Source organism: Phocaeicola salanitronis DSM 18170, assembly GCF_000190575.1.
Lineage (GTDB): Bacteria > Bacteroidota > Bacteroidia > Bacteroidales > Bacteroidaceae > Phocaeicola > Phocaeicola salanitronis.
Window position 1 is genome coordinate 892326 of sequence record NC_015164.1, and the last position, 25663, is coordinate 917988.

General features: G+C 48.0%; 19 protein-coding genes. 4 read left to right on the top strand and 15 right to left on the bottom strand.

Translation table 11 applies throughout. The features are described from left to right. Positions 1 to 5: 5 nt before the first annotated feature. From BACSA_RS04085 to accC, 5 genes are all read right to left on the bottom strand, one after another. Complete coding sequence (locus tag BACSA_RS04085) at positions 6 to 788, bottom strand: N-acetylmuramoyl-L-alanine amidase family protein (RefSeq protein WP_394358879.1); 783 nt, start codon at positions 786 to 788, stop codon at positions 6 to 8. A 20-nt stretch (positions 789 to 808) separates the two neighbouring features. Next, entirely contained in the window at positions 809 to 1282 is a 474-nt protein-coding gene (locus BACSA_RS04090) for a TlpA family protein disulfide reductase (protein ID WP_245546621.1), read from the bottom strand. A gap of 171 nt (positions 1283 to 1453) precedes the next feature. Beyond that, positions 1454 to 2986 carry an acyl-CoA carboxylase subunit beta gene (locus BACSA_RS04095; RefSeq protein ID WP_013616854.1) on the bottom strand — a complete coding sequence of 511 codons (1533 nt, stop codon included), beginning with the start codon at positions 2984 to 2986 and terminating at the stop codon, positions 1454 to 1456. A 7-nt stretch (positions 2987 to 2993) separates the two neighbouring features. After that, entirely contained in the window at positions 2994 to 3515 is a 522-nt protein-coding gene (locus BACSA_RS04100) for a biotin/lipoyl-containing protein (RefSeq protein ID WP_013616855.1), read from the bottom strand. A gap of 136 nt (positions 3516 to 3651) precedes the next feature. Continuing rightward, complete coding sequence (gene accC / locus BACSA_RS04105) at positions 3652 to 5163, bottom strand: acetyl-CoA carboxylase biotin carboxylase subunit (RefSeq protein ID WP_013616856.1); 1512 nt, start codon at positions 5161 to 5163, stop codon at positions 3652 to 3654. Positions 5164 to 5927: 764 nt separating this feature from the next. On the opposite strand from accC, the gene BACSA_RS04110 reads away from it, so the two are divergent. The 4 genes from BACSA_RS04110 to BACSA_RS04125 all read left to right on the top strand — a co-directional run bounded on the left by BACSA_RS04110 (position 5928) and on the right by BACSA_RS04125 (position 10541). Next, complete coding sequence (locus BACSA_RS04110) at positions 5928 to 8270, top strand: DUF4922 domain-containing protein (RefSeq protein ID WP_013616858.1); 2343 nt, start codon at positions 5928 to 5930, stop codon at positions 8268 to 8270. Positions 8271 to 8295: 25 nt separating this feature from the next. Continuing rightward, the gene (locus BACSA_RS04115) at positions 8296 to 8544 is read left to right on the top strand and encodes a hypothetical protein (protein WP_041583878.1); all 249 of its coding nucleotides are present in this window, start codon (positions 8296 to 8298) and stop codon (positions 8542 to 8544) included. Between the two features lie 73 nt (positions 8545 to 8617). After that, on the top strand, positions 8618 to 9928 hold the full coding sequence (locus BACSA_RS04120) for a SpoIID/LytB domain-containing protein (RefSeq protein WP_013616859.1): 1311 nt from the start codon (positions 8618 to 8620) through the stop codon (positions 9926 to 9928). Positions 9929 to 10016: 88 nt separating this feature from the next. Beyond that, the gene (locus BACSA_RS04125; protein ID WP_013616860.1) at positions 10017 to 10541 is read left to right on the top strand and encodes a nitroreductase family protein; all 525 of its coding nucleotides are present in this window, start codon (positions 10017 to 10019) and stop codon (positions 10539 to 10541) included. Positions 10542 to 10623: 82 nt separating this feature from the next. Here BACSA_RS04125 and BACSA_RS04130 read toward each other — a convergent pair whose 3' ends face one another. From BACSA_RS04130 to BACSA_RS04175, 10 genes are all read right to left on the bottom strand, one after another. Beyond that, positions 10624 to 11655: an alcohol dehydrogenase gene (locus BACSA_RS04130; RefSeq protein WP_013616861.1), complete on the bottom strand. Its 1032-nt coding sequence runs from the start codon at positions 11653 to 11655 to the stop codon at positions 10624 to 10626. 135 nt (positions 11656 to 11790) lie between these two features. Next, positions 11791 to 13053, bottom strand: coding sequence for an MFS transporter (locus BACSA_RS04135; RefSeq protein ID WP_013616862.1), 1263 nt, complete (start codon positions 13051 to 13053; stop codon positions 11791 to 11793). Continuing rightward, positions 13050 to 13700, bottom strand: a complete 651-nt coding sequence (locus tag BACSA_RS04140; protein ID WP_013616863.1) for a PepSY-like domain-containing protein — start codon at positions 13698 to 13700, stop codon at positions 13050 to 13052. Before BACSA_RS04140 ends, BACSA_RS04135 begins: the two co-directional genes overlap by 4 nt. A gap of 205 nt (positions 13701 to 13905) precedes the next feature. Beyond that, complete coding sequence (locus BACSA_RS04145; protein ID WP_013616865.1) at positions 13906 to 14769, bottom strand: Rpn family recombination-promoting nuclease/putative transposase; 864 nt, start codon at positions 14767 to 14769, stop codon at positions 13906 to 13908. Positions 14770 to 14957: 188 nt separating this feature from the next. After that, entirely contained in the window at positions 14958 to 16910 is a 1953-nt protein-coding gene (locus BACSA_RS04150) for a BT_3987 domain-containing protein (protein WP_013616866.1), read from the bottom strand. Between the two features lie 40 nt (positions 16911 to 16950). Next, positions 16951 to 18156: a DUF1735 and LamG domain-containing protein gene (locus BACSA_RS04155; protein ID WP_013616867.1), complete on the bottom strand. Its 1206-nt coding sequence runs from the start codon at positions 18154 to 18156 to the stop codon at positions 16951 to 16953. A gap of 10 nt (positions 18157 to 18166) precedes the next feature. Beyond that, positions 18167 to 19189 carry a glycoside hydrolase family 18 gene (locus BACSA_RS04160; protein ID WP_013616868.1) on the bottom strand — a complete coding sequence of 341 codons (1023 nt, stop codon included), beginning with the start codon at positions 19187 to 19189 and terminating at the stop codon, positions 18167 to 18169. Between the two features lie 26 nt (positions 19190 to 19215). After that, complete coding sequence (locus BACSA_RS04165) at positions 19216 to 20865, bottom strand: SusD/RagB family nutrient-binding outer membrane lipoprotein (RefSeq protein WP_013616869.1); 1650 nt, start codon at positions 20863 to 20865, stop codon at positions 19216 to 19218. A gap of 12 nt (positions 20866 to 20877) precedes the next feature. Continuing rightward, positions 20878 to 24270, bottom strand: coding sequence for a SusC/RagA family TonB-linked outer membrane protein (locus BACSA_RS04170; protein WP_013616870.1), 3393 nt, complete (start codon positions 24268 to 24270; stop codon positions 20878 to 20880). 766 nt (positions 24271 to 25036) lie between these two features. Then, entirely contained in the window at positions 25037 to 25567 is a 531-nt protein-coding gene (locus BACSA_RS04175) for an RNA polymerase sigma-70 factor (RefSeq protein WP_013616872.1), read from the bottom strand. Between the last annotated feature and the right edge of the window lie 96 nt (positions 25568 to 25663).

A 25663-nucleotide genomic window follows, 5' to 3' on the forward strand; every position in this document is an offset into this window, starting at 1 on the left:
ATTCGTTATTTCTTTTTGTAATCTTTCACAATAGCCTCTGTTATCCAATTTGCCAACGCCTGCCGGTTATCCGGAATAACCAGACGCTGCTGGTCGCGCGCATTCTGGATATTTCCCAATTCCAAAAACACGGCATAAGGGGTAGAATTACGCAAGACATACAGATTACGTTCGCTCACCGTTCCCCTAAATCCCCGGTTAGGCTGATGGCGGTCATACTTGGCACGGAATGTCTTTTGCAGTTGTGACGCCAGACGTTCACCATACTTGCTTCCGGGAGCATGATAGAAATAGACATCGGTCTGCTTCCCTTTGCTCCGGCTGTCTATATGGATAAAGACAGCCCGCTTGTAACTTCCCTTTTCTTTCCGGTAAAGCTTGTTAATCGCGTCGCAGCGCTGTTGCAGGCGCTCTATCTGTCCCAAGGGAATCGCCTTGCCCATACATGTTTCCCGTTTGCTGTTCTTCAGAATAGCCGTATTCCGGATGCCGTCTTTTGCATCCTGAATGATAAAATGCACTTTTGCGCCCCGTTTCAGCAATTCCCTGCCTAAACGCAAGACAATGTCGTAAGCGTATTCATCCTCGTGCAGCTCTTTTCCCCGATACTTCCCGATACATCCGGGGTCAGGACCTCCATGCCCGCTAACCAAATAGAATGTGGCTCCTTTCAATGCATCCGAAGTTACCTGATAAGAAGCCTCCGCTTTCCCGAACAAAGGTTCTTTACGCGTCTTTTTATCTTTTGCCGCAAATACCGGAACTACCAAAAGACAACACAACACCATTCCGATTAATCGCATCCGGCTCATTTCAGCAATTCGTCTATTTTCTTACACAATGAAGCGAACTCGTCCTCGTTATACAACCGTGTCATCAGCACAATCTTGCCATCTTTATCAATCAGTACATTACGGGTAATTCCCGCCTGGCGCTCGGCATATTTAGCAAAAATATCCGCACCCGGATCAAGCCCCATGGGATAGGTAACCTTTGTCTGCTTGATAAACGCATTGACTTTTTCCAACGGTTCATCCCGGTCAATGCCCAATAAGGCAAACGAAGCATTGTCCTTATGCTTCTGCCAGATATCCCGCTCGATGAAAGGCATTTCCTTACGGCATACCCCACACCAGCTTGCGGTAAACTGAAGCATAACCACTTTGCCGCGCAAGGAAGACAACCGGATTTTCTCTCCGGTGGTCAACGTCATTTCAAAATCGGGAGCCGTCTCTCCTACTTTCACTATATATCCCGCCGCATCAGGCTCTTGAGCCTGCATGGAAGAGGCATTCCCAAACAACAGGCACCCGCCTAAAATTAAAGCACTCAAAAATCTTCTCATACATTCATTCATTAAAAAACGGGTCAAATATACAAAAAAAAGTGTCATCTTGAATGTTTTTTATCCAGAATGACACTTTCTCACCGATTCTAACCAATCTTTCTATTTTTATAACGGCATATTACCGTGTTTTTTCGGCGGATTGCTTTGGCTCTTGTTCTGAGTCATCTCCAACGCCTGAATCAACTTATAGCGTGTATCCTTCGGCAAAATAATCTCGTCGATGTAACCTTGTTCCGCCGCACGGTACGGATTCGAGAATTTCTCCTTATACTCTTCAATGGCTTGTACTTTTTCTTCCGGTGTAGCCTTACGGTACAGGATATTCACCGCACCGTCTGCCCCCATCACGGCGATTTCCGCTGTCGGATAAGAGAAGTTCACATCCGCGCCAATCGGCTTGCTGTTCATGACGATGTATGCGCCGCCGTATGCCTTGCGCGTAATCACCGTAATCTTAGGAACGGTAGCTTCGGCGTAAGCATAAACTATTTTCGCCCCGTGGCGGATGATGCCGTTATGCTCTTGCGCACAACCCGGAAGGAAGCCCGGAACATCCTCGAATGTAATAATAGGAATATTGAAGCAATCGCAAAAACGGATAAACCGCGAAGCCTTGTCCGAAGCGTCAATGTCAAGCACACCGGCAAGATAAGCAGGCTGGTTTGCCACAATACCGACCGAACGTCCGCCCAAACGGGCAAAACCGATAACGATATTCTTCGCAAAATGAGGCATAACCTCAAAGAAATAGTGGTCATCCACTACCGGTTCGATAATGTTCTTGATATCGTATGGCATGTTCGGGTCATCGGGAATCACGCTCATCAGCGACTCGTCTGTCCGGCGGATATCATCGGTGCAAGGCACCATCGGAGCGTCTTCCATATTGTTGGAAGGCAAGAAGCTCAGCAATTCGCGGATGCTCATCAACGTTTCTTCTTCCGTGTCGCACAAGAAATGCGTCACACCGCTCTTGCTGCTATGCGTATAGGCACCGCCCAACTCTTCCTTGTCCACTTCCTCATGCGTTACAGCCTTTACCACATCCGGCCCCGTAATGAACATGTGGCTCTTTTCTTTCACCATAAAGATAAAGTCGGTCAATGCCGGAGAATAGCAGGCACCACCCGCACAAGGACCTAAAATAGCGGAGATTTGCGGAATCACGCCCGAAGAGATGGTATTCTGATAAAAGATAGAAGCATAACCCGATATGCTGCCTACCCCTTCCTGGATACGCGCGCCTCCCGAATCGTTCAAAGCAATGACCGGCGCACCGTTCTTCAACGCCAGCTCCTGCACTTTTACAATCTTCTTGGCACCCGTAGTGCTCAGCGTTCCTCCGAATACCGTAAAATCGTACGCATAAACGTAAACCAGACGTCCGTCAATCTTACCATATCCGCACACGATGCCATCTCCCGGAATGTGTTTCTTATCCATTCCGAAATCGGTACAATGATGAATAACCAGCTTATCCAGCTCGTTAAATGTCCCTTTATCAAGCAACATGTCAATGCGTTCGCGGGCAGTCATGTGCCCATTAGCATGTTGTTTTTCAATGCGGTCGATACCTCCGCCTTGAGAAGCCAGCTTATCCAGCTCTTCAAATTTCTTATATTGTTCTTCTGTCGTCATGTTCATATTAGTTTTCTTCGTCCTCTATCACATCAAGCGTCATAATCACCTGATTGCTATTTACCGAATCTCCCTCGTTCACCAGAATTTCCTTCACCACGCAGGGGCTGTTCACCTTGTAGTTGCTCTGCATCTTCATAGCCTCGATAACCGCTACAATATCGCCTGCTTCCAGACGGTCGCCTGCCTTTACCGGTATTTTCACTACTTTTCCGGGCATCGGAGAGATAATCTTGTCCTGCTGTTTCTCGTCAGCTCCCTTACGCATCCGCAAATACTTCGCCTGCGAATCGATAATGTCGATATTATACGACTGATAGTGTGCATTGACCGTATAGCTTTTCCCGCCTTCCTTGCGAATCAGTTCCGCATTGTACGACTTTCCGTTATGCAGGATGGAACAACTTCCGTTCTCCGCCATCACAATGTCTACATCGTAAGGAACGCCGTCAATGGTAAGCTGCACCTTGTTGCCTTCTTTGCTAACCAATGTAACATCAGCCACTCTGTCTCCAATATGTATTTCCATATCTTTTCTGAGTTTTTAAGTTCATGAGTTTGTGAGTTCTTGAGTTTTTAAGTTCTTAAGTTTGTGAATTCTTGAGTTTGTAAGTACATGGTTCAGCCTCAACTTAAAAACTCAAGAACTTAAAAACTTAAAAAGCTTAAATCCGCAATACGCCTTTCTTCAGCCCGAATTCACGCCAACGGCTAATCAGGCGGTTATCCGACACTCCCGACTTGTTTTCTTCCAGGTTCATCAGATAATCGATATAGGCAGCTATCAGGGCGATATTCTCGGTATCCTCTTCTTTCTTTCCAGCCCAACGGCGCAGCATGTCCTGATGTTTCGGGATAAACAAGGTATCATAATGCCCTTCTACAAAGTCGGGGACATTCATGATATGACGTAAATAAGCGATGTTGGTTTTCAGACCCGTAATACGGTATTCATACAGCACGCGGCGCATGCGCTCGATGGCAAACTGGCGGGTAGTAGCCCATACAATCAGCTTGCCGATCATCGGGTCATAATAAATGGGGATTTCATATCCGTCGTACACGTAACTGTCAATGCGCACGCCGATGCCGTTCGGTTCGGTCAGCTGACGGATAATGCCCGGAGAAGGCATGAAATTATTCTCTGTATCTTCGGCACAGATCCGGCATTCGATGGCATGGCCGCGCTGTTTCAGCTCTTCCTGTCTGAAATGAAGCGGTTCGCCGCTCGCGATGCGGAGCTGTTCTTTTACCAAGTCCACACCTACGACTTCTTCTGTAATCGGATGCTCCACCTGAAGACGGGTGTTCATTTCGAGAAAATAGAAATTGCGGTGCTTGTCAACCAGGAACTCAATCGTGCCCGCGCCTTTGTAACGAACTGCCTTAGCCGCCGCTACAGCCGCCTCACCCATCTTCTGGCGAAGCTCCGGAGTAACGAAAGGAGAAGGGGTTTCCTCTACAATCTTCTGGTTGCGCCGCTGGATAGAGCATTCGCGTTCGAACAAATGAACGGCGTTGCCATAATTATCACCCAAAATCTGGAACTCGATATGATGAGGTTCTTCTACAAACTTTTCCAAATAAACCGTATCATCACCGAAAGAAGACATCGACTCGGAACGGGCGGTATTGTAGGCTTCTTCTACTTCGTCTTCGCTGTGAATCAGACGCATGCCCTTTCCGCCTCCGCCCATCGAGGCTTTCAACATCACTGGATAACCGATGCGGTTACAGATTTCCTTGGCTTCCTCCACGCTTTGCAAAGGTTGTTCCGTCCCCGGAACAACGGGAACGCCTGCCGCAATCATGTGCTTGCGTGCCGAAATCTTATCGCCCATCGCATCCATCGTCTCAGGATCCGGACCGATGAAGGTGATTCCCTCTTCACGACAGCGCCGTGCAAACTCTGAATTTTCCGACAAGAAACCATATCCCGGATGAATGGCATCGGCTCCATGGCGCTTGGCAGCCATGATAATCTTGTCTATATTCAAATAACTTTCACGCGAAGCCGCAGGACCAATCAAGCAAGCTTCATCCGCGTATGATACGTGGCGGGCCGTTCTGTCGGCTTCAGAAAATACTGCTACGGTACGGATGCCCATTTCACGGCACGAACGCATTACACGCACAGCTATTTCACCACGGTTAGCGATCAATACTTTGTGTATCATGCTTTATCTTTTAAATTTTGTTTTCCTTTCTTTAGTTAAAAACCGGTTGCTGCTCTTGCACCCTCAAACGATTTCTTGCAGAAATACATCCGCACATGAAACCCAAAACTGTGCAAAAGTAGCAAAAAAAACCGATACACGTCCATATCTGTCGTTTTTTTTAGGTTTTACAGCATAAATAAGAGGAATCCCCCCAGACATCGCCGTCTTTTCAGAAGAAACGGCAACTCCAGTTTGCAAAAGGACAAATGCATATAGGTTGACAAAAGAACAAATGCATATTAGAAATGATAAACGTACATATTTTATACTTCACACGGCAACAAAAACATCATTTTTCAGTTTTAGAGCCTGAAATACCCAAGCAAATTTATTCCTACGAAATCGATGGGTATCATAGGGACGCTTACTTTTTCTTATACACTACGGAATATTTTGTTTTACATGTAGCCCATATCGTTGTTTCAGCAGGCATACTTTTACGTTCTCGATATGGAAACCATACGGTTTTGATATGGAAACCGTACGTTCTCGATATGGAAACCGTACGGTTTTGATATGGAAACCATAAACAGAAGCCAATTGAAACGATAATGTAATCCAAATGCGGAAACAACTTTTCTGGAGAAAAATCAGAAAACGGATGAGATGCCCATATCCGCCACCTGCAAATCAAGGCTTCCTTGCCGAATATTCTCCTTGCCGCTATGCAGGCTCTAAATATTTTCGTACATTTGTCCTGCTATAAATAAAGAACTGCGAATATGGAGAAAAACATAACCTGTTTCATCGCCTGCGGCGAAGAGACAAAACCAAGTGACATGATAGAGGGGCTGCCCGAATGCCGGGTACTGAAAATCCCCTGCTCCGATGATACCGAAACTTACCGGTTTATCGCAGCAGAAAGCCATACTCCTTATGTTTTAGTATGCCGTGCCAAACAATACATCCGGTTAGGAAGCCGGGCTTTGGAGCGCATGACGGATTATCTGTCCGCTCCTTCGTGCGGCATGGTGTATGCCGACCGGTACGAAGAAACCGGAGAAGGCATGCGCCCGCATCCGGTCATCGATTATCAAGAAGGAAGCGTGCGCGATGATTTCGATTTCGGCTCACTCGTCATGTACCGCACCGAAGCCCTGAGGCAAGCGGTGGCTGAAATCAGCGTGGAAGACGATTATGCCTACTCGGCAAGCTATGCCATACGGCTCGCCTTATCGCGCCGCTATGCCTTGACGCATATCCGTGAATACCTGTACACGGAGGCTGAAACGGATACCCGGCGTTCGGGCGAAAAACAATTCGACTACGTGGACCCGCGCAACCGCTCGGTGCAGATAGAACGTGAGGCGGCATTCACCCGTTACCTGAAAAAGACCGGAGCCTACCTGCCTCCGGCAACACACCGCATCGACCCGAACGAAGGCAGTTTCCCTTGCGAAGCCTCGGTCATCATTCCTGTGCGCAACCGGGTGCGCACCATCGACGATGCCATCCGCTCCGTGCTGGAACAACAAACGACATTCGATTACAACCTCATCATCGTGGACAATCACTCTACGGACGGGACTACCGAAGCAATCCGCCGGTACGCGGGAAATGCGAAAGTGGTCCACCTCATCCCCGAACGTACCGATTTGGGCATAGGCGGATGTTGGGACCTGGCGGTACGCGACGCCCGATGCGGACGGTTCGCCGTACAATTGGACAGCGATGACCTCTATAGCGGTCCCGACACCCTACAACTGATTATCGACAAATTCCATAACGAACGATGCGCCATGGTCATCGGCTCGTACCGCATGACCAACTTCGACTTAGAGACATTGCCTCCCGGCGTAATCGACCACCGCGAATGGACAGACCGGAACGGGCATAACAATGCCCTGCGCATCAACGGGCTGGGAGCGCCCCGTGCCTTCTTCACCCCATTGTTGCGTGAAACCGGCATACCGAACGTGAGCTACGGCGAAGACTATGCCCTCGGATTAGCCTTCTCCCGCCAATACCGCATCGGGCGCATTTACGAGGTGATATACCTGTGCCGCCGTTGGGAGGGAAACTCCGACGCTGCCTTGAGCATTGAAAAAGTAAACCGCAACAATGCCTATAAAGACAGCCTGCGCACATTGGAACTTGCCCGGCGCCGCGCCCTTGCCGCCAAGGAACAAGACCGTCCGGGCACCCGTTTCTTAAAACACCAGCTGGCACACTGGGAATTGGCACGCACGAACCACGAAGCCCTGGAATACATCCAGACCCGGTGCATCCGGCCGGGCGACAATGTGATATGGGTGCAGTTCAATCCGGCACGTGCCGTTTCGACGTGTGCGAAGACCGACCCTGCCAGCATTGCGGCACGTCCTTGCTTCTTATGCCTGGAGAACAAGCCTGCCGAGCAGGAATCCTTACGCATCGAACTGGATGAAACATTCGACCTGCGCATCAACCCCTATCCCATCCTGCCCGGCCACCTGACCATCTCCAGCGAACGGCACCAGCCCCAAACGCTTGCGGGAAAAACCGGACGCCAACTGCCCGGAAAGCTGGTAGAATGGATAAACCGGCATTTCGCGCCAGGGTATGCCTTATTCTACAACGGAGCCAAATGTGGCGCATCAGCTCCCGACCATTTCCATTTTCAGGCGGCACGGATGCAAGACATCCCCCTCATCCTGCAATGGGACCGGCTGATGGAAACCGCTACGCTCACGGCTGAAACAACCTTAACAAACGGGAACAAATGCCGGAGCTACCGCATCGAAGGTTACCTCTGCCCCGTCCAGGCGTTCATCACCGAAAACACTCCGGTTTCCGATACAGCACTGGTAGAGGCCTATCTCCGCTCCTTGCCCCTGCATCCGGACGAAGACGAGCCGCGCTATAACCTGTTCGCTTGGGAAGACCCGAAACGAGGGTTTACCGTGGCATACATTCCCCGCGCCCTGCACCGCCCTTCCTGCTATACGGCACAAGGCGGAGCACAACGTCTGATAAGCCCCGGAGCACTCGACATGGCAGGGCTGCTCGTAACTCCCCGCCGCGAAGACTTCGAGAATCTGACGGAAGAAGAAATACGACAAATATACAACGAAGTAAGTTTATAAGAAACTGTTTTGAATTTATCGTGCGATGATTTGGGATGAGTTTTTGAGGCATTTCCGCTTGTGTGATGAGGAAGATAGCGGGCTATCTGACGAAGAACAGAAGCGGAAAGGACCAAAAAATCGCCCAAAGCACACACGAAAACGGAAACATCAAGACGAGAAAAACTTTTTGGAGAAATTCAAAACAGTTTCTAAGTATATGTACAAAATTAACCGACATTTCACCACAGAGGATTTACGATTAGACAATTTACTATTTACTATTTTTTCGTAAATTGGAAAACAGTAAATAGATTTTCCTCTGTGATACTCTGTGGTGAATGTTATCATATAAACAGTTACTTAGAATGAAAGAACCCGAAATAAGCGTAGGCATACTCAACGCACAAGAAATCCATTTCAACCTCCACGGACACTTCCTTGCCAAAGGCGAAAGCGTGGAAGGCGAGCAATGCGTGTCCTTCAGCGAAGGAGGCATCCTGTGGAACGGCAACCTGTATCGCGAACTGACTTTCACTCCACTGGAGAATGAAGCCTCGTTTGCCGTCCACGACGTGACAATCGGCATCAACTTCCACTGGGAACGTCAGGAAACCCAACGTTTCATCGGCGTACTGAAGCTGGTAGTGGACGAAGGGAAAATCACCGCCATCAACATCTTGCCGGCGGAAGACTACCTGATAAGCGTCATCTCCTCGGAAATGAACGCCACTTCCTCACTTGAGTTCCTGAAAGCGCACGCCGTCATTTCCCGAAGCTGGCTATTGGCACAAATAGAGAAACGGAAAGCCCTGAGCAAGAAAGACAACGGATTTTTCTCGTTCGTCAAGACCGAAACCGAATACATCCGTTGGTACGACCGCGAAGACCACACCATCTTCGATGTATGCGCCGATGACCATTGCCAGCGTTATCAAGGCATCACCAAGGCATCCAGCCGACGGGTGGAAGAAGCCGTGAAAGCCACGCGCGGACAGGCGCTGATGTATAAAAACGCGATTTGCGATGCACGTTTCTCGAAATGCTGCGGAGGAGTGACCGAAGAGTTCGGCACATGTTGGGAAGACAAGCATTACCCCTATTTAAGTACGGTATGCGACACGAAAGCAGAAACCCCTGTCCCCGACCTGACCCATGAAGAAGAAGCCGAAAAATGGATACGCTCTGCCCCGGAAAGCTTTTGCAACACACACGACAAAAACATTATCCGCCAGATACTGAACAATTACGATTGCGAGACCACCGACTTCTACCGCTGGAAAATCCGTTACACCCAAGCCGAGATAGCCGAACTAATCCGCACCAAAACCAAGAACGATTACGGAAAGATACTCGACCTCATCCCCATAGAGCGGGGAAAGTCGGGACGCATCTGCAAACTGAAAATCGTAGGTTCGGAAAAGACGTTGATTATCGGCAAGGAACTGGAGATAAGGCGTACCCTCTCGCCCACCCACTTGTTCAGTTCGGCTTTTGTGGTCGATAAAGGCGAAAACGCCGACGGAGCGCCCGTATGGTTCCAGCTGACCGGAGCCGGATGGGGACACGGCGTAGGCTTGTGCCAGATAGGTGCCGCCGTCATGGGCGAACAAGGATTCGATTACAACGACATCCTGCTGCATTATTACAAAGGTGCGGAGATAAGGAAACTTTATTAATTGCAAATCCAGCGTGACAAGCAAGGAATATTTCCTCTGTAATACGCTGTAACGCATTACATAAACGAATCAAACAAATACTTAAAGTATGAAAACAGAATTTCTTGAACTTATCCAGACACGCCGTAGTTGCCGCAAATACCAACCGCAGCAGATTACGGACGAAGAACTGAAAGCCGTGCTCAAAGCCGGAACGTATGCACCCACCTCACGTGGCTTGCAAGCTCCTTACATCGTAGCCCTGCAAAATGAGGGTTTACGCAAGAAATTAGGAGAAATGAACGCCCGTATCATGGGAGTGACCTTCAATCCATATTACAATGCGCCTACCTACGTGCTGGTATTCGCACCGGCTGATGCACACAACCCGATACAAGACGGAAGCTGCATCTTGGAAAACATGATGCTGGCTGCCCATGCCATCGGATTAGGAAGCTGCTGGATACATCGCGAACGAGAAATGTTCGACACAGAAGAAGGAAAACAACTGATGAAAGAATGGGGACTGCCCGAAGGATTGATGGGCATCGGCGCACTTGCCTTAGGCTATCCTGCCGAAGAGCCTGCACAGGCGAAACCCCGCAAAGAAGATTATTTCCGGATTATCAAGTAAAAAGTTCACCACAGAGTACACAGAGGCACACTGAGTCTTAATTTCACAGTGATACCCTGTGTCTCTGTGGTGAAAAAACATTCTATCCAATCGCCACTTTAATCACTCCGTCTTCCCTGTTCTCGAATAAGCGGTAAGCTTCTTCGATACGGCTAAGCGGAAAACGGTGGGTAATGAGCGGAGTGGTGTCAATCTTCCCCGCTTCTATCAGACGAAGAATCTCGGCACAATCGCATCCGTCTACCCCTCCCGTCTTAAAAGTCAGGTTCTTGCCATACATATCGGGCAAAGGCAAAATCTGCGGCTCGTCATACATCGCCACCACAGTCACAACCGCATTCGGACGGGCGCATTGCCATGCCAGCTGAAACGTATCGCGTGCTCCAGCCACTTCCATCACCACATCGGCTCCTCCATGGTCGCTATGCGCATGCACAAAGGCAAGGCATTCTTCAGGAGTTGTCACCAACACATCCAGATAATGCTCACGGACAAACCGAATACGCTCGGGCGATTTCTCGCATACAATGATGCGGCGCGGATGCTTCAGCATCGTACACAGAAGCGAACAGATTCCCGTAGGGCCCGCACCGATAATCAGCACCGTGTCTTCGGGAGTTATCTCAGAGATGCGTGCAGCCCAAAAGCCGGTAGCAAGAATATCGCCCACGAACAAAGCTTGCTCATCGCTCACGCCGTCGGGAATGCGAGTCAATCCTTGGTCGGCATGAGGCACACGGACATATTCCGCCTGACCGCCGTCAATCCGGCATCCTAACGCCCAGCCTCCATCGGGGTCGGTGCAATTATTCACATACCCATGCCTGCAGAAAAAACATTCGCCGCAAAAGGTCTCTACATTTACAGCAACACGGTCGCCGGGCTTTACGTTCCGTACCGCATCACCCGTTTCTTCTACTATGCCCACCATTTCGTGCCCCACTGTAATGCCCGGAACGGCACGCGGAACACTTCCGTGCTTGATATGCAAATCACTGGTACAAATACTCCCCAACGTGACACGCACAATCGCGTCACGGGCATCCTTCAACCGAGGTCTCGGCTTCTCTCTCAATTCGAACTTTCCCTGTTCTACATACGTATATGCCAACATAAGTCCATTTACTATTTTTCAATTTACAATTTACAAAACTACACTTCGATATGCTAATAAACAATGTGGCAATGTGCAGATTCATTCTCACATTCTCACATTAGCACATTATTTATTAGCACATTTTAAATATACTCATTTCCTCCCAAACTCCGGGTCAATCTTCAACAATGCCGTAACAGCAAAAGTTACCGCACAGCAAACCATAATCCAAATAAAGAACATCCGGTAACCCAATTGCTCTTGAAGCCAGCCCGCTGCCATCCCCGGAAGCATCATGCCCAATGCCATAAACGCCGTACAGAAGGCGTAATGTGCCGTGCTATGCGCTCCACGCGAAAAATAAATGAGATACATCATATAAGCGGTAAAACCGAATCCGTATCCGAACTGCTCAACAAAGATACAGACATTGACCCATAATAAACTTGTTTCAGGGAAATAACTTAAATAAACATAAACCAAATCAGGCAAAGAAATTGCCCAGACCATCAGCCACAGCCAGCGCTTCAATCCATGACGGGATACGGCTATGCCTCCCAAAATACCTCCTATCGTAAGCCCGATAATGCCTACCGTACCTTGGGTAAAACCGATTTGCTCGGTAGTCATCCCCAATCCGCCTTCGGAGACGGGGTCGAGCAAGAAAGGAATGCTCATCTTTGCCAACTGCGCTTCGGGAAAGCGGTAAAGCAGCATAAACAGAAGCGCCACCCCAATGCCTTCTTTCTGGAAAAACGAACGGAAAGTAAGCAAGAATTCATGTAACAGTCCGCGTGCCGACACATTGGCTGCAGGATGGTCGGAGTCCGGACGCGGAAGCACAAAAGCATGATAGACAAACAATGCCAGAAACAAGCCTGCCATTACCAGAAACGTCATGCTCCACGCATACGGAATGCCCCGCCCCGACTTTTCCAGATAACCGGCAAACATAATCAGCAATCCCTGCCCTGCAATAGTAGCTATGCGGTAAAATGTGCTTCGGATGCCGACAAACAGAGCCTGCCGGTGCGGAGAAAGCCCTAGCATATAAAAACCGTCCGCGGCGATGTCGTGCGTGGCAGACGCAAAAGCCATTAGCCAAAATACAGCTAAAGTCGATTGGAAAAAACGGTCGGCAGGAATCAGAAAAGCAATGCCCGCCAGTCCGGCACCCACCAATACCTGCATGGCAACAATCCACCAGCGTTTCGTCCGCATCAGGTCGATGAACGGACTCCATAACGGCTTAATCACCCACGGCAAGTTCAGCCAACCTGTATACAAAGCCACCTCCGTATTGGAAATGCCCATGCGCTTATACATCACCAACGACAACGTCATCACTGCAATATAAGGCAATCCCTCGGCAAAATATAATGTGGGCACCCATGCCCACGCCGCATCTTTTTTCATGCCTCCCCGCCGTGCCATTCATCATCCCCTTCGTCAAAACGGTCTTCTCCATCATCTTCATCGTCATCGTCGTGGCAACAACCGTGATGGCGGTGGTCACGGTGATGGCGCGGGCGATACCGGCGGTCATCCCATTCGTCGTCTCCTTCATCGAAATGGTCTTCCCCGTCATCCCAAAACTCACCTTCCCAGCGTCCTTCATCCCATTCGTCATCCCACTCGTCATCGTAAAAACGCTCAATGATATTGCCTCTTTCCGATACCACCAACACATAGCTCCGGTCGTTCCGGTCGGCCTGTACGATGTAATACATCCCCCGACGGTTCTCCATCGCCTTGTTATCGTTGTCGTCTATTTCTTCATAAACAAATCCCGAACGCTTCAATACATTAATGACCGCACGGGGAAGACGGCTTCGGCGCACTTCCCACATCGTACGCAACCATTCCCCGCCGGAGTTGAAGATAGCTATCTTTTCCGCACCCCGATGGTTCATCTTCACTTCGATAAACCCGTCATCGTAATCTTTATCCAAAATACGGGCATTCGGATAACGGTTCCGAACAAACGAAACAGGATCACTCTCAGCATACACACTTAACGCAAAGCACATTGCCAGCATTCCAAAAAATACACGCATTTTCATAAATTGTCTGCTTTTATGGTTAAGGCAAATGTACAAAGCTTTTCTTATTGATAAGGATATAACAGTGTTAAGAAAGTCAAAAGCCCGCTCATCACAGAAGGCTTTCCCTTATTGACAATGGTATGACTTATACTTCCCGCGGTACTTATTTGTGCATTTGTCGATGCCATCATAGTAGAGACGATGTGCACAGAATGCATATAACTCAAAGCTTTTCTACATCTTCCGATGACAGTCCGGTAATTTCTGCAATCTTATCCGAGGCGATTCCAAGATTTTTCATACCTTTGGCGTTTTTCAAGCGTTCATCCATTCTTCCTTCGGCTATTCCTTCTAATCGTCCTTCCATGTTCCCTTCTTCCTTTGCCGAACTAAGCACATCATTTTGAATCATAACTGCATTCAAGTGCTCATCGTAGGCACGACGTTCCTGGGGTGTCATCGAATAATAACGAAGTTTTTCACGTGCTTCATTCAGCCCGGGTGCCGTAGTGTCCGGACGGATAATTCCCTCCTTCAGGTAGCGCATCCATTCTTCGAGCGGCGTAACCGCTACGTCATTAAACTCGTTTACCCGTATTAAAATGTATTCAGGGAATATGGATGCAGGCGTACGGGTGACAAAGGCGTTCCGTTCCTTGACATTTACTTGCAATTCATCGTGTGTATGTACACCGATGAAACGGTTTTGCCTGTGGTAAAGATAGTCTGTCCCCTTTCCGATGTCGAAATAAAGGATACTGATAGAATAGACTTTCTTCACTTTATTATATGAATTGCCCAACGAGATGTGTTCAGTAATAGCTTTCGCCACACCGTATAAAATACGTTCCAGATAATAAAGCTCACGAGTGTTCTGTACTTCGATGATGATGATTTCGTCCTTGCTGTTTTTCGCTTTGATGTCAACACGGTTGTACTTATCATCATAGCTTTCCTGATTTCCCTCGCTTGCCAATATCTCAATGATTTTAATAGGTTTGCCAAAAAACACAGTCAGGAAGCCTTCCAGCACATCGCAGTTTGCCTTTTGACAGAGCAAACGTTTGATTGCCCAGTCGAAGCGGATGTATCAGTCTTGCAGTTCACTCATAACATTTCGGTATTGAGTGTGAATAACATTTTATGCAAAGGTAACGAATTGTTTTCATATAACGATTTGACTGGGCGATAAAAAAGGACCGGAACTCATGCATCGCACACAAGTTCCGGCCTTCCTTCACTTTATTTATCTATTAAACAACAGGTAGAGAGTTTTTAACGCGATAATGTATATGTACCACAAGAGTGGTCTTCAGTCACTTGCGGCAAAGAAGTATATGTGCCATCTTCACCTACCGAATATACACTCAAACCATAACGATGTTGAGTATTGCTGATCATCTGTACCGTTCCACCCGGACTGGTTTCCAAACGATAAATATAAGCTTCATTTGCCGGCCAAGAAATAGGATTGCTTGTATAAGTACCAACACCCATCGCATATTGCTGACCGTTCAATTCGCCAAATGCGCCAACTGATACAGTAGCCGTACCATAATCTTCATTGTATTCCATTACGAACGGCAAAGTATCTGTTACTGTACCCGATGAATTGACGTCACTTTCCCAACCGTACACATTATAAGTCTTACCTGCTTCTCTTGCTTCGATACGAATGGTAAATTCCTTAGAACTGTGCCAATCCCACCACTGACTATCATCAGTCGTGCTGATGAAGTAATACAAAGAATTAGCTGATGTAACATTCCACGTACCAATATAAGAGTCGTATGACGGAATAGAGAACTGAACCGGAGTCATTTCTGTACGAGAATATACATTACCCGTCCATTCTACAGTCTGTCCGTCATACAAGATGTCGGCAACCTCGTCGAATGTCGGAGTGTACAGACGATTCGACCTCAAATTATAGAATGCAAAATAACCATAGTTATCTTTTACTGTCTGGAGGTATTCTTCGTTTACAGGAACTATTCTCGCATTACCATTGTCGTTTTCACCTACCAATGTAATAGCATACGGAGCTTCTATCTCATTGCTAACGTCTTGGCTGTAATATTCATGGAATGCACCATACGTACCATATACAGTATAGTCTATCAAGTCTTCCAGATTGCTGCCTACCGGATGGTCATCCTCACGATACCAGTAGATACCGAATGCGCTTTCACTCTTCGGCAATACTTCGCGGCAGATTTCCAGCATACGGGTATAGTTTTCACCTGTACATTCGTCAACCGAAGCCACAACTCCCGAACCTGATGTAGCACTTCCCTTGAAAGTACCCTCTGCATAAGAAGAATATTCATCGTCGAAGTCGAATCCGTCGAATCCGTAAATGTCAGCATACATCTTCAGTTCCTGTGCAAATGCTCTTGCGCCTTCTTCACTCAAACTGCGCATACCGGCATCATCGTGATTACCCAAGATAGAAAGGTGAACCTTAATGCCTTTTTCCTGCAACGGACGAATGATTTCATCAGCATGCTGCAACACGAAAGTCACCTGGTCGTTGCAATAAATATAAGGCTTGCCGTCCGCGCTCAAGTTCATATTGGCAGCGAAAATGCTCACGATATCGAAGAACGGTTCACCGTTCGACAACGTATATTCGCCGGCATTCAACGGGTTCTCGTTGTTCACTTCGATGTAGCACAAGTTCTTAATCGCCTTGTTGTGCTGCGGAATATTCACCTGAGCCACCTGATATACATACATCGCGTTGTTTTGTGAAACCGTCACGCCATCATTGGCAGTAGCTGTAATGGCAACCGCATTACCGTCTCCGCCTGCCGGGATGTTGACAGCCACGTAATCCGACTTGCGTTGTCCTGCCGGAATGGTCACCGTACCGCCGTTTGCCAAAGTCACGCCGCTATACGCCGTGTAGTTGGTTCCGTTCTTGTCGTTGTACGACTGCAACGAGTCATTGTTTACCGTAAAAGTCACCTGTGTATCGGTATCTGCGGTCTTGCTCAATTCAAAATATACATAGCCTGTAGCCGCCTCGCCGTTGCGTACAGTCAAGGTTGTACCCATTCTTGCTCCGGCAGCCGAACGTACCGCACCAAAAGTCTCGCCTACGTTTTCCCAAGGATTCGACGCATTGTTAGGCACTTCGATATCATCTTCACAGGCTGTAAAAGCTACTCCCGAACATACGAGAGCCATTGCCATGAAAGCTGATTTAAAAGTTATATGTTTCATAATTCATTCTGATTTTTAAGGTTGTTACTCCTTCATCTAATTATTCTGTTGCAGGAAGGCTGACAGAAACCCATTGCAAACCTGCAACCTCAGCTACGCCGTTGTTGCCGTATTGGCTATAGTCCTTAATCTCGTCAACGCCGTCATTCAGTTTCCAGTACATCAACAGGTTCGGTTCGTTTTCCGGTTCCAAAACTGCATAGAAATGATTTTCGGCATTGATTTCTTCCGGAGTCAGCACTTTATCCCAAATACGCACTTCCGACATCTCGCCTTCGAACCAGCGTGAAGCGCTGTATGAGTGTCCTACCCAGAAGCTGCGTGCCTTACCATCGTTGTCGTTCGAATATTCCGGACTCCAGTCTACAGGACCTTGGTTCACTCCGGTAAACGTATTTACCAAGCTGCCGTTGAAATAGACATTGACTTCCTGTGCGTCGCTGTCGTAAGTAATAGCCACGTGTGTCCAAACATTCTCTTCTACCGCACGGCTTACCGCAAAATTACCAGCACTACCGGTTGCTATCTGCAAAATGTTAGATGCCAGACCCGCATCACCAAAACGGAACAAGAAGTTGCCTTCAATACCCATCAGGGTGCTGATGCCCGACTCATGGCCTTCGCCGCTCAACGAATACGGATAAATCAAGGCTTCGCAAGTCAACTTGGTCAAATTCCTGAACTTATCAGGAGTAGCCCATGCATTACCCGGACGCAATGCATTGTCGTCCAGATTTGCAACCACATTAATCAACGCACCCTTTTGGAATACATAGTAACGGGTATTCTGCGAACCCAACACACCGATACTGCAATTGGTTACCGTTATCGGCAACACGTAAGTTTTCGTATCGTCCATGGTGCTCAGCCCGATGAAATTGATTGCGATAGGGTCAGAGTTCAGGCTACCGGCTCTTATCACGCCCTGTGTCGTAGCCAGTTCATAGTTCGCACTCGGAACCATTTCTATCTCTTTCGTTCCGTCAGTGTAAAGATCCTTATACGTCTGGACCTTATTTGCATCGGCAGCAATGGTAAACGTAACATCCGAATCTTGCGGTTTCGGAATAGAGAAAGTAAATTCCTGCGTCTCGTCTTCAGCCGTAGCCATCATCAACACCACAGCAGGTGTCGTGTCGGTCACGAACATCTGATTGTCGAAGTTCTCGATGTCATCCGAGCAGCCGGCAAACATACCACCTGCCACTGCCATCAGAGAAGCGAAATAAATATGTTTCAGTTTCATAATTCAATCTTTATTTAGTTGGAGCTGGATTCAATGTATTAATGGCATCTTTCACATAGGTGTACATGCCGCCTGTAGAATAGTAATCGTTCTGCACATTGTAGATAGCGATGCCTGCACGGGTAAAGCCGTCAGTTGCCGGATAACCTCCGGATACCCACTCAGCCACTTCGCCCAAGGCACGTGTGCTGCCCCAATATCCATACGAGGTGTCCGAAGAATCTTCCGGTGTAGTAGATACGGCAATCAGGATGTTACCGGTAGGCACACCTTCCGTCAATGCCTGTTGCACTGTCAGCATCAAGCGGTTGGTGTCTTCCACATCGTCAATATCCAAAATAATGTAGTCGCACGAAGCCAGAATACCCTTATCGGTCAGGTTCTGCGGTTTGCCCTGCCACGTCAGGATTTTATCGGCATTCGCACTCTTCCATGTATTTGCCGCATTCAACACGATGTTCTGCTTCGTTTCGTAAGCCGTAAGCGCAGATCCGGTCATAAAATCGGGATTCTGGCCGACAAATTCCACGATTATTCCGTCAAACGAATCGGAGCAAGCGAACAAAGCGTCCAATTCTGTCTGCAAGTACGTATTGAACTCCGCACTTGTCGTTGACTGGTCACCGCCATTGGCAAACTGCTGGTCAACCCATGCCTGCTCGATGTCGGGTACACTGATGGTATAAACCACCTTCGTACCTTTCGCGCGCACTTCTTCCATATCGCTCAGTTCAAATTCTGCCAATGATTCGGGATACATCATCGAAATGACATCCACACTGTCAGGCACGCTCGTAATGTGCTGCCCTGCACTTTGCGGTACTTTCGCGCTATTGTCAAACCACGCATAAACGATTTTATGGTCAGATGCTTTATAGTCATTCAGAGCCTGCACATACGCTGCATACGATTCCGGATAAGTTTCTTCCGTCGTAGGCTGTACGATGTCCAAACTTTCCACATCGGTACAAGAAACCATAACCAGGCTTCCCATAGCGAACAAGCCCAAAGCTGTTTTCAATATATTTTTCATATCGCTTTGAATTTTAGGTTAATAGTTTAATTGGAACTACCGGCATAAATGTTTTCTCTTCCCGGTTTCTTGTCCCACCATACATGCGTGCTGTAATTGTCACCCGAACCTTGTGAAGATTCGCCGTTCAAGATACCTACAGCCGCATCGGCATTTTCCTTATTGCTGACAAACTCATCGGTCGGATACGGAATACGGTTAATGCCTACATTCGAATTTACAGTACCGCCACTCTTGTTACCGGCAGCAGTAGCCGGCATCAGACGCGGATACCCCGTACGGCGATGGTCTGCCCATGCCTCGTTACCCAACAGCCAGTTGGCAATCCACTTCTGCGTAATGATGCGTTCCAGTTTCACTTCTGTAGTCGCATTCTCATCCCACGCAACGGTAATGGTCGACAACGGAGTAGCGAAGCTGTTCGTTCCGGTCGGGTCGTTGTATGCCGTCGGAGTGGACGTAGAATTGCTCATATACGTATCAGCACCGCTCACGCCCCATTGTTCGAACGACAGGCGGATACCGTCTTCGTAGTAGCTCTGTGCCGTACCGCCGCCTACATTGAAGTTGTTCAGACGGGCCTCCGCACGGAGGAATGCCACTTCGGCAGCGTTCATCCACATAATCGGGTCGTTTCTGCCAATCCGAGCACCTGAATACGCATGGTTATAACTTCCTAATGAAGTCAGGTCGATGCTGCGGCGTACACCTACGTAAGGCATATCGTCAAACTCAGACTCCACGAAATAAACCGAACGGCGCGGGTCTTCATATCCGTTCATGTAGCAAATGATGTCGGCTGCAGCGTGTGTGTCACCGCCGCTTTCGTCACCTTCGTTGTTATAACGGGTTGCCGTATAAAGCGGATTTTCGGTAGCTCCGAAGTAGTTCCATTGCGCATTGTCCGCATTGGTTTCAATCACTCCCCCGTTCGCTTCGTTGGTAGCGTCTTCAGCCCATTGCTGTGCCTTCGCACGGTCTGCATACAAAAGGCGCATCGCCAGACGCAGCTTCATCGAATTGGCGAATTTAATCCATTTTGTCAAGTCGCCGCTATATACATAGTCGGCAGTAGCAGACAATGCTGCTTCCGGATTCTCCTGCAAGGTCTTTACGGCATCACTCAGTTCCACGAACATCGTGTCGTAAACCATTTCCTGCGCATCGTAAGGAGTAGTCACAGAGCCGTCCGCACCGATTTTCGAATACGGAATAGGACCGTATGCGTCCGTAACGCGGCTCATGGAAGTCACTTTGATAATTTTGGCGATAGCAAGAGGAACGGGATTGCCCAATTGAGTAGCCAAGTTTTCTACCAATGTCAGGTTGGTATAAAGAACCGGAATGATGCGATCTGATTTCAAGAATACGTTTGTCCAGTTATCTGTAGCGTTAAAGTTCTCAATCGTATTGTTGAATCCGGTATTTGTAGTTGCGAGATATCCGCCAGCCGGTCCACCTAAAAGGCAGTCGGTGAACTGGGTCGTATTAACGTCCGATGATACGACACAACTGGCAAGACCGTTCATGGCAGATCCTAAGATATAGTCATCCGCCTGCATTTCGTCTCCGTTCGGCTCATAGGGATTGGAGTTGATGTCCAGATAATCACCTGTACAAGCTGTACCTGCCACTGCCAACGAGACAATCAAGAATTTATTTAGTAAACTTCTCATAGCGTGTTCGTTTTAGAATTTTAAAGTTACACTACAACCAATGTTACGGGTAGAAGGCATCATGAAGTAGTCGATACCTTGATAGAAATTATTCGTAGAAGCCACGTTTTCGGGGTCGAACGGAGCCTTGCAATACAACATCCACAAGTTACGTCCTACCAACGAAATGCTCAGGTCGCATACATCGCCCAGCATCTTGCGCGGGAATGTATAACCGATAGAGGCTTCCTGCAAGCGTACGTTTGTCGCAGAATACGTATAATACTGTGCCACAGCATCGCCGCTACCGATTGCGCGATACCAAGCTTCCGGATTTACCTGATCGGTTCCGTTTACCAAGACATAGCCTTGGTCGCGGGCGTCAGCCGAAGCTTCAGATACTCCGTAATCATCCAACACAGCCTGTGTACGAGAGAATACCACGCCACCCAGACGGGCTGAAATCATAAAGCCGAAACGGAAATTGCCCCACGTAAAGTCGTTGCGCCATGCCATATTTGCTTTCGGCAATACGCTGCCCAACTTGATGTAGTCATCCGAGTTTGCGATAGTTTCTGCTGTCAAGTTGCCGTTGGCATCCACGTAGATATCACCGTTCACGTCACGTTTCAACTGACGGTTTGAGTAAACGTCACCCATCGAACCGCCTTCACGCAACAAGAATACTGCCGACCCTAAACCGCCCATATCCAAGGTGCTGATAGAGAATTGCTCGCCGGTTGCCGGATTAATGGCGTTATCAGCCAATTCCAGAATCTTGTTCTTGTTGGTAGAGAACGTGTAGTTGCTACTCCACGTAAACTTGTTCCAAGTCTTTTCATAACCCAATGCCAACTCGATACCGGAGTTACGTACGGCACCGGTCTGGATATACAGGTTCGAATAACCGGATACACCCAATTCCGGGTTAAAGGTCTGGTTTTCTGTCACTGTATTATAATAAGTAAGGTCCAAGTTGAAATCCTTGAAGAAGCGTATGGTCAAACCGGCTTCCCATGATTTGGTACGTTCCGGCTTCAAGTTATATACCGGATACTGGGTAGTATTATTCCATTGGCCTGAACTTGAGTTCCATTCGTAAAGCGGATTGGCAATGTAGCGTTGGAACGCTGTACCTACTGATGCGAATGAACCGCGCACTTTCAAGTACGACAGATAATCCTTGTTTACATTCGGCATCAATTCGCTCAGCAAAGCGGAAACACCGACAGAAGGATAGAAGAACGACTTGCTGGTAGAGTTCGGTCCTGCCAACTGCGAAGGCCAGTCATTACGTCCGGTCAATGTCAGGTAGTAAGTGCTCTTGTAGCCCACCTCGGCAGAAGCGAAGATAGATTGGGTTTGTTCGCGCCAACCGGTCTGCAAGGGACGGGTACGAGTCTTACTCAAATTCTGTACGTTGAACACGTTAGCCAAGCCCGGCTGCTCACCCGTAAAGTTCTCGTCAGCAATCGGTCCGCGCACTTCCAATACATCCGAACGCATATCGGTGAACGAAGTACCGATATTTGCCGACAGGCTCCAGTCTTCGCCGAAAGTCTTGTTGATATTCACCAGGAAGTCGGCATACAGCTGCTTGTCAGTACTCTTGGCGATGGTGTACAAACCGCGCGTAGACGATTCGGTCATCTGCGTATTGGTACCTGCATAATATTTTTCGGTATAATCGTTTGTAGAGCTATCCCAACGTACACGGCCGCTTACGCTCAACCAGTCCAGAATCTGGTAATTCAGGCTGGCGTTCAGCATGTAACGGTCCTTGTTGTTGTTACGAAGCTGGCGGTAGTTCACCCAATACGGGTTCTGCATGACCATACCTGCATCGCCTACGGGCCAGTACTGCGTGTTCAGCTTGCGCACCGGGTCATAGCGTTCGTACATCTTGATGTCTTCCCAGTCGTTGCCGCGCGGGAACAGGTAAGCACCTACAATCGGGTTGTTGTACGGACCCTGGTTCACCATGTTCTGGTCTTTCTGGATGATGTAAGACGCGCCTACATCCAAGGTCATCTTGTCATTCAAGAACTTGGTGGTGTTGCGGAACGTAAAGTTGTAACGCGCATATTTGTTGTTGGGAACGACACCGCGCGAATTGACAGCCGCAGCCGAAGCGTAGGTCTGGTTCTTGTCGGTACCGGTAGAGAGTGAAACACTTTCCGTACCGATAATACCGGTCTGCAAATAATCGCTCAACGGGTCATAACCGGTATAGTTGGAACTGTTCAACAGTTTGCCCCAGCTACGCACCTGATCGTTGGCAGCCAATGAACTTCCGGTTCCATACTTATTCTGAAAACGCGGAGCCACAAACGTGTTCTGGAATTCCGTGTTGCTGTTTACCGTGATGCTCAGACGTCCTTCCTTACCTTTCTTGGTCGTAATGACGATAGCACCGTTGGCAGCGTCCGAACCATACAATGCGGCAGCGGCTGCACCGGTCAGGACTGACATCGATTCGATGTCTTCGGGGTTGATGTCGGCAATCGGTTCGGTAGCACCTTTCGAGTCGAATCCTGTACCTCCTTCGCTGGTAGCCGAATACATCGGCACACCGTCGATGACATACAAGGCATTGGATGACTGCATGATGGATTTCGTACCACGCATCACTACCTTCGAGATACCGCCCACACCGGAAGAAGAAGCGTTGATGTTGACACCGGCAACCTTACCGCTCAACGAATTGACAAAGTTCGCATCCTTGTTGCGGGTAATGTCATCCGAATTTACCTGCTGCACGTTGTAAGACAATGCTTTTTCCGCACGCTTGATACCCAAAGCGGTTACCACCACTTCTTCCAGCACTTCGGAATCTTCTTCCATCGTCAGGTTAATGGTAGTCAGTCCGGCTACCGCCATTTCTACGGTCTTATAACCGATGTAAGAGAACTGCAGCGTAGCGGTCTCCGGCACGGTTACCGTAAAATTACCATCCAAGTCGGTGATAGAACCGTTCGTTGTCCCTACTTCCAACACGCTCACACCAATCAACGGAATACCCGCCGCATCAACAACCGTACCGGTCACAGTCTTGGTGTCTGCCTGTTGATCCGACTGAACCGATGCAGAAGCAGTGGAAGGCGAGGAAGTCTTAGACAAATAGACCACGTTCTCATCAACTCTGTACTCGATGCCTTTACCCGCAAGTGCCTGTTCCAACACTTCTTCCACCGAAGCGTCTTGGGCGTTGACAGACTGGACCTGTGTATCGGCAAGGTCATCATCGTAAAAAAATTGATACTGAGATTGTGATTGAATCTGCTTAATCACTGTCCCTAAGGGAGCATTCGATAAAGCAATATTCAACTGCGCCGCGGTGAACTGCGATGGCACCGTAATAAGCGCAGACAACACCAATGCCCGGAGTAGCTTCTTCGAGCATTTGCAAGATTTTTTGCTTCTCATACCTGCTTTTTTAAGGTTACACATTAAGTTAGTTACTATTAATTTTTAGATTTATTGTTAAAGTATTAAGTCTATCCGGCGGATAAACAAAATCAATCTTATAACAAGTTCGCAAGACAAAACACTTACCCTACTATGCATTTTTTCGTCATTTCTGCCCTTTGCGGTTCAAAATTCCGGCTGATATGCCCTCTTTCGTCCTATTTTATCCTGCATTTATGTGCGCATTTTACTAAGGAACGCCCGCATCCGCGCGTGCGACTGCCCATGCCAGAAGATACAAACGGTCGTATTCACAAACAGAAGCGGACATCACCGACTATGCGGACAACAATGCTTGATTCCCAATGCAAGTTTGTTTAGCAGATACGAATCAATGTATGATTGAAAGGTTCAGTTTCTGCTTCAGGCTGTATTCTTTTTATGTTCTCCAATTCAAAACCGTATGGTTTCCATATCGAAAACATACGGTTTCCATATCAAGAACGTACGGTTTCCATATGGAAACCATAAAAGGATGCCGTCCGGATTGACAATACAGCCCTATCAGAAACTCCAACTATTTTGATAGTTTTTGGAATTTATAATAGAACAGAATTAATTCGCAAAAAAATGGAATGAAACACAGAGACACGGAGGCACAGAGTTTTTTTCATTATCAATTAATCCTCCGTATCTCTGTGCCTCTGTGTTCAATGAAAGACTCACACGGATTTTTCACATTTAATTTCTGATTGACTATAAATGCTGGAGGAAGTATAGAAATTCAGAACCGCAGCCCTTTCAGCCTCTCGCGGAGGAATTTCAGCGCCTTATACATGTGCGCCTCTACCGTGCGCAAGGAAATGCCCATCACGTCGGCAATGTCCTTGTTCTTCATTTCGTGCAGGTAGCTCAGCTTGAAAACCTCCTGACACTTATCCGGCAATCCGTTAATGGCACGGCGAAGCTCCGCACGCAATTCCTGATTCTCTATCCGGCTGATTACGTCCGCATGGTCGGGCTGGTAATAATCAATCTTTTTCTGATAGAACTCCACCTCCTCGGCATTGTAGTTTTCCGCCACTGCCCTATGCTTCAGCAGATTGAGCGATTTGGTATAGACCGAACGGTACAGGAATGACTGGATCTGGTCGCCTAGCTCTACCGTATCCTGCCTCCGCCAAATTTCCACGAACACATCCTGAACGATGTCTTCAGCGTCAGCTTCTCCAACAAGGCGTGCCGCATAAAACAACAATCCCGGATAATAACGCCTGAACAATGCCTTATATGTCTTCTCGAATTCCTCCGTCATTCCAATCCCGTTAAGATTAACATCATGCAAATGTAATCAATTGTAAAGAAATGTGCAAAACAAAATAAGTGTTTTTCGCTTGCCGCTTGTTTTTAT

Excerpts from the sequence above, each read along its gene's own strand:
- BACSA_RS04115 (WP_041583878.1), top strand. The coding sequence starts at position 8,296 with ATGATTTGGGATGAGTTTTTGAGGCATTTCCGCTTGTGTGATGAGGAA.
- BACSA_RS04085 (WP_394358879.1), bottom strand. The coding sequence starts at position 788 with ATGGTGTTGTGTTGTCTTTTGGTAGTTCCGGTATTTGCGGCAAAAGAT.
- BACSA_RS04160 (WP_013616868.1), bottom strand. The coding sequence starts at position 19,189 with ATGAAAAATATATTGAAAACAGCTTTGGGCTTGTTCGCTATGGGAAGC.
- BACSA_RS04090 (WP_245546621.1), bottom strand. The coding sequence starts at position 1,282 with ATGCAGGCTCAAGAGCCTGATGCGGCGGGATATATAGTGAAAGTAGGA.
- BACSA_RS04155 (WP_013616867.1), bottom strand. The coding sequence starts at position 18,156 with ATGAAACTGAAACATATTTATTTCGCTTCTCTGATGGCAGTGGCAGGT.
- BACSA_RS04100 (WP_013616855.1), bottom strand. The coding sequence starts at position 3,515 with ATGGAAATACATATTGGAGACAGAGTGGCTGATGTTACATTGGTTAGC.
- BACSA_RS04165 (WP_013616869.1), bottom strand. The coding sequence starts at position 20,865 with ATGAGAAGTTTACTAAATAAATTCTTGATTGTCTCGTTGGCAGTGGCA.
- BACSA_RS04140 (WP_013616863.1), bottom strand. The coding sequence starts at position 13,700 with ATGAAAATGCGTGTATTTTTTGGAATGCTGGCAATGTGCTTTGCGTTA.
- BACSA_RS04120 (WP_013616859.1), top strand. The coding sequence starts at position 8,618 with ATGAAAGAACCCGAAATAAGCGTAGGCATACTCAACGCACAAGAAATC.
- BACSA_RS04095 (WP_013616854.1), bottom strand. The coding sequence starts at position 2,986 with ATGACGACAGAAGAACAATATAAGAAATTTGAAGAGCTGGATAAGCTG.
- BACSA_RS04125 (WP_013616860.1), top strand. The coding sequence starts at position 10,017 with ATGAAAACAGAATTTCTTGAACTTATCCAGACACGCCGTAGTTGCCGC.
- accC (WP_013616856.1), bottom strand. The coding sequence starts at position 5,163 with ATGATACACAAAGTATTGATCGCTAACCGTGGTGAAATAGCTGTGCGT.
- BACSA_RS04110 (WP_013616858.1), top strand. The coding sequence starts at position 5,928 with ATGGAGAAAAACATAACCTGTTTCATCGCCTGCGGCGAAGAGACAAAA.
- BACSA_RS04130 (WP_013616861.1), bottom strand. The coding sequence starts at position 11,655 with ATGTTGGCATATACGTATGTAGAACAGGGAAAGTTCGAATTGAGAGAG.
- BACSA_RS04175 (WP_013616872.1), bottom strand. The coding sequence starts at position 25,567 with ATGACGGAGGAATTCGAGAAGACATATAAGGCATTGTTCAGGCGTTAT.
- BACSA_RS04135 (WP_013616862.1), bottom strand. The coding sequence starts at position 13,053 with ATGAAAAAAGATGCGGCGTGGGCATGGGTGCCCACATTATATTTTGCC.
- BACSA_RS04170 (WP_013616870.1), bottom strand. The coding sequence starts at position 24,270 with ATGAGAAGCAAAAAATCTTGCAAATGCTCGAAGAAGCTACTCCGGGCA.
- BACSA_RS04150 (WP_013616866.1), bottom strand. The coding sequence starts at position 16,910 with ATGAAACATATAACTTTTAAATCAGCTTTCATGGCAATGGCTCTCGTA.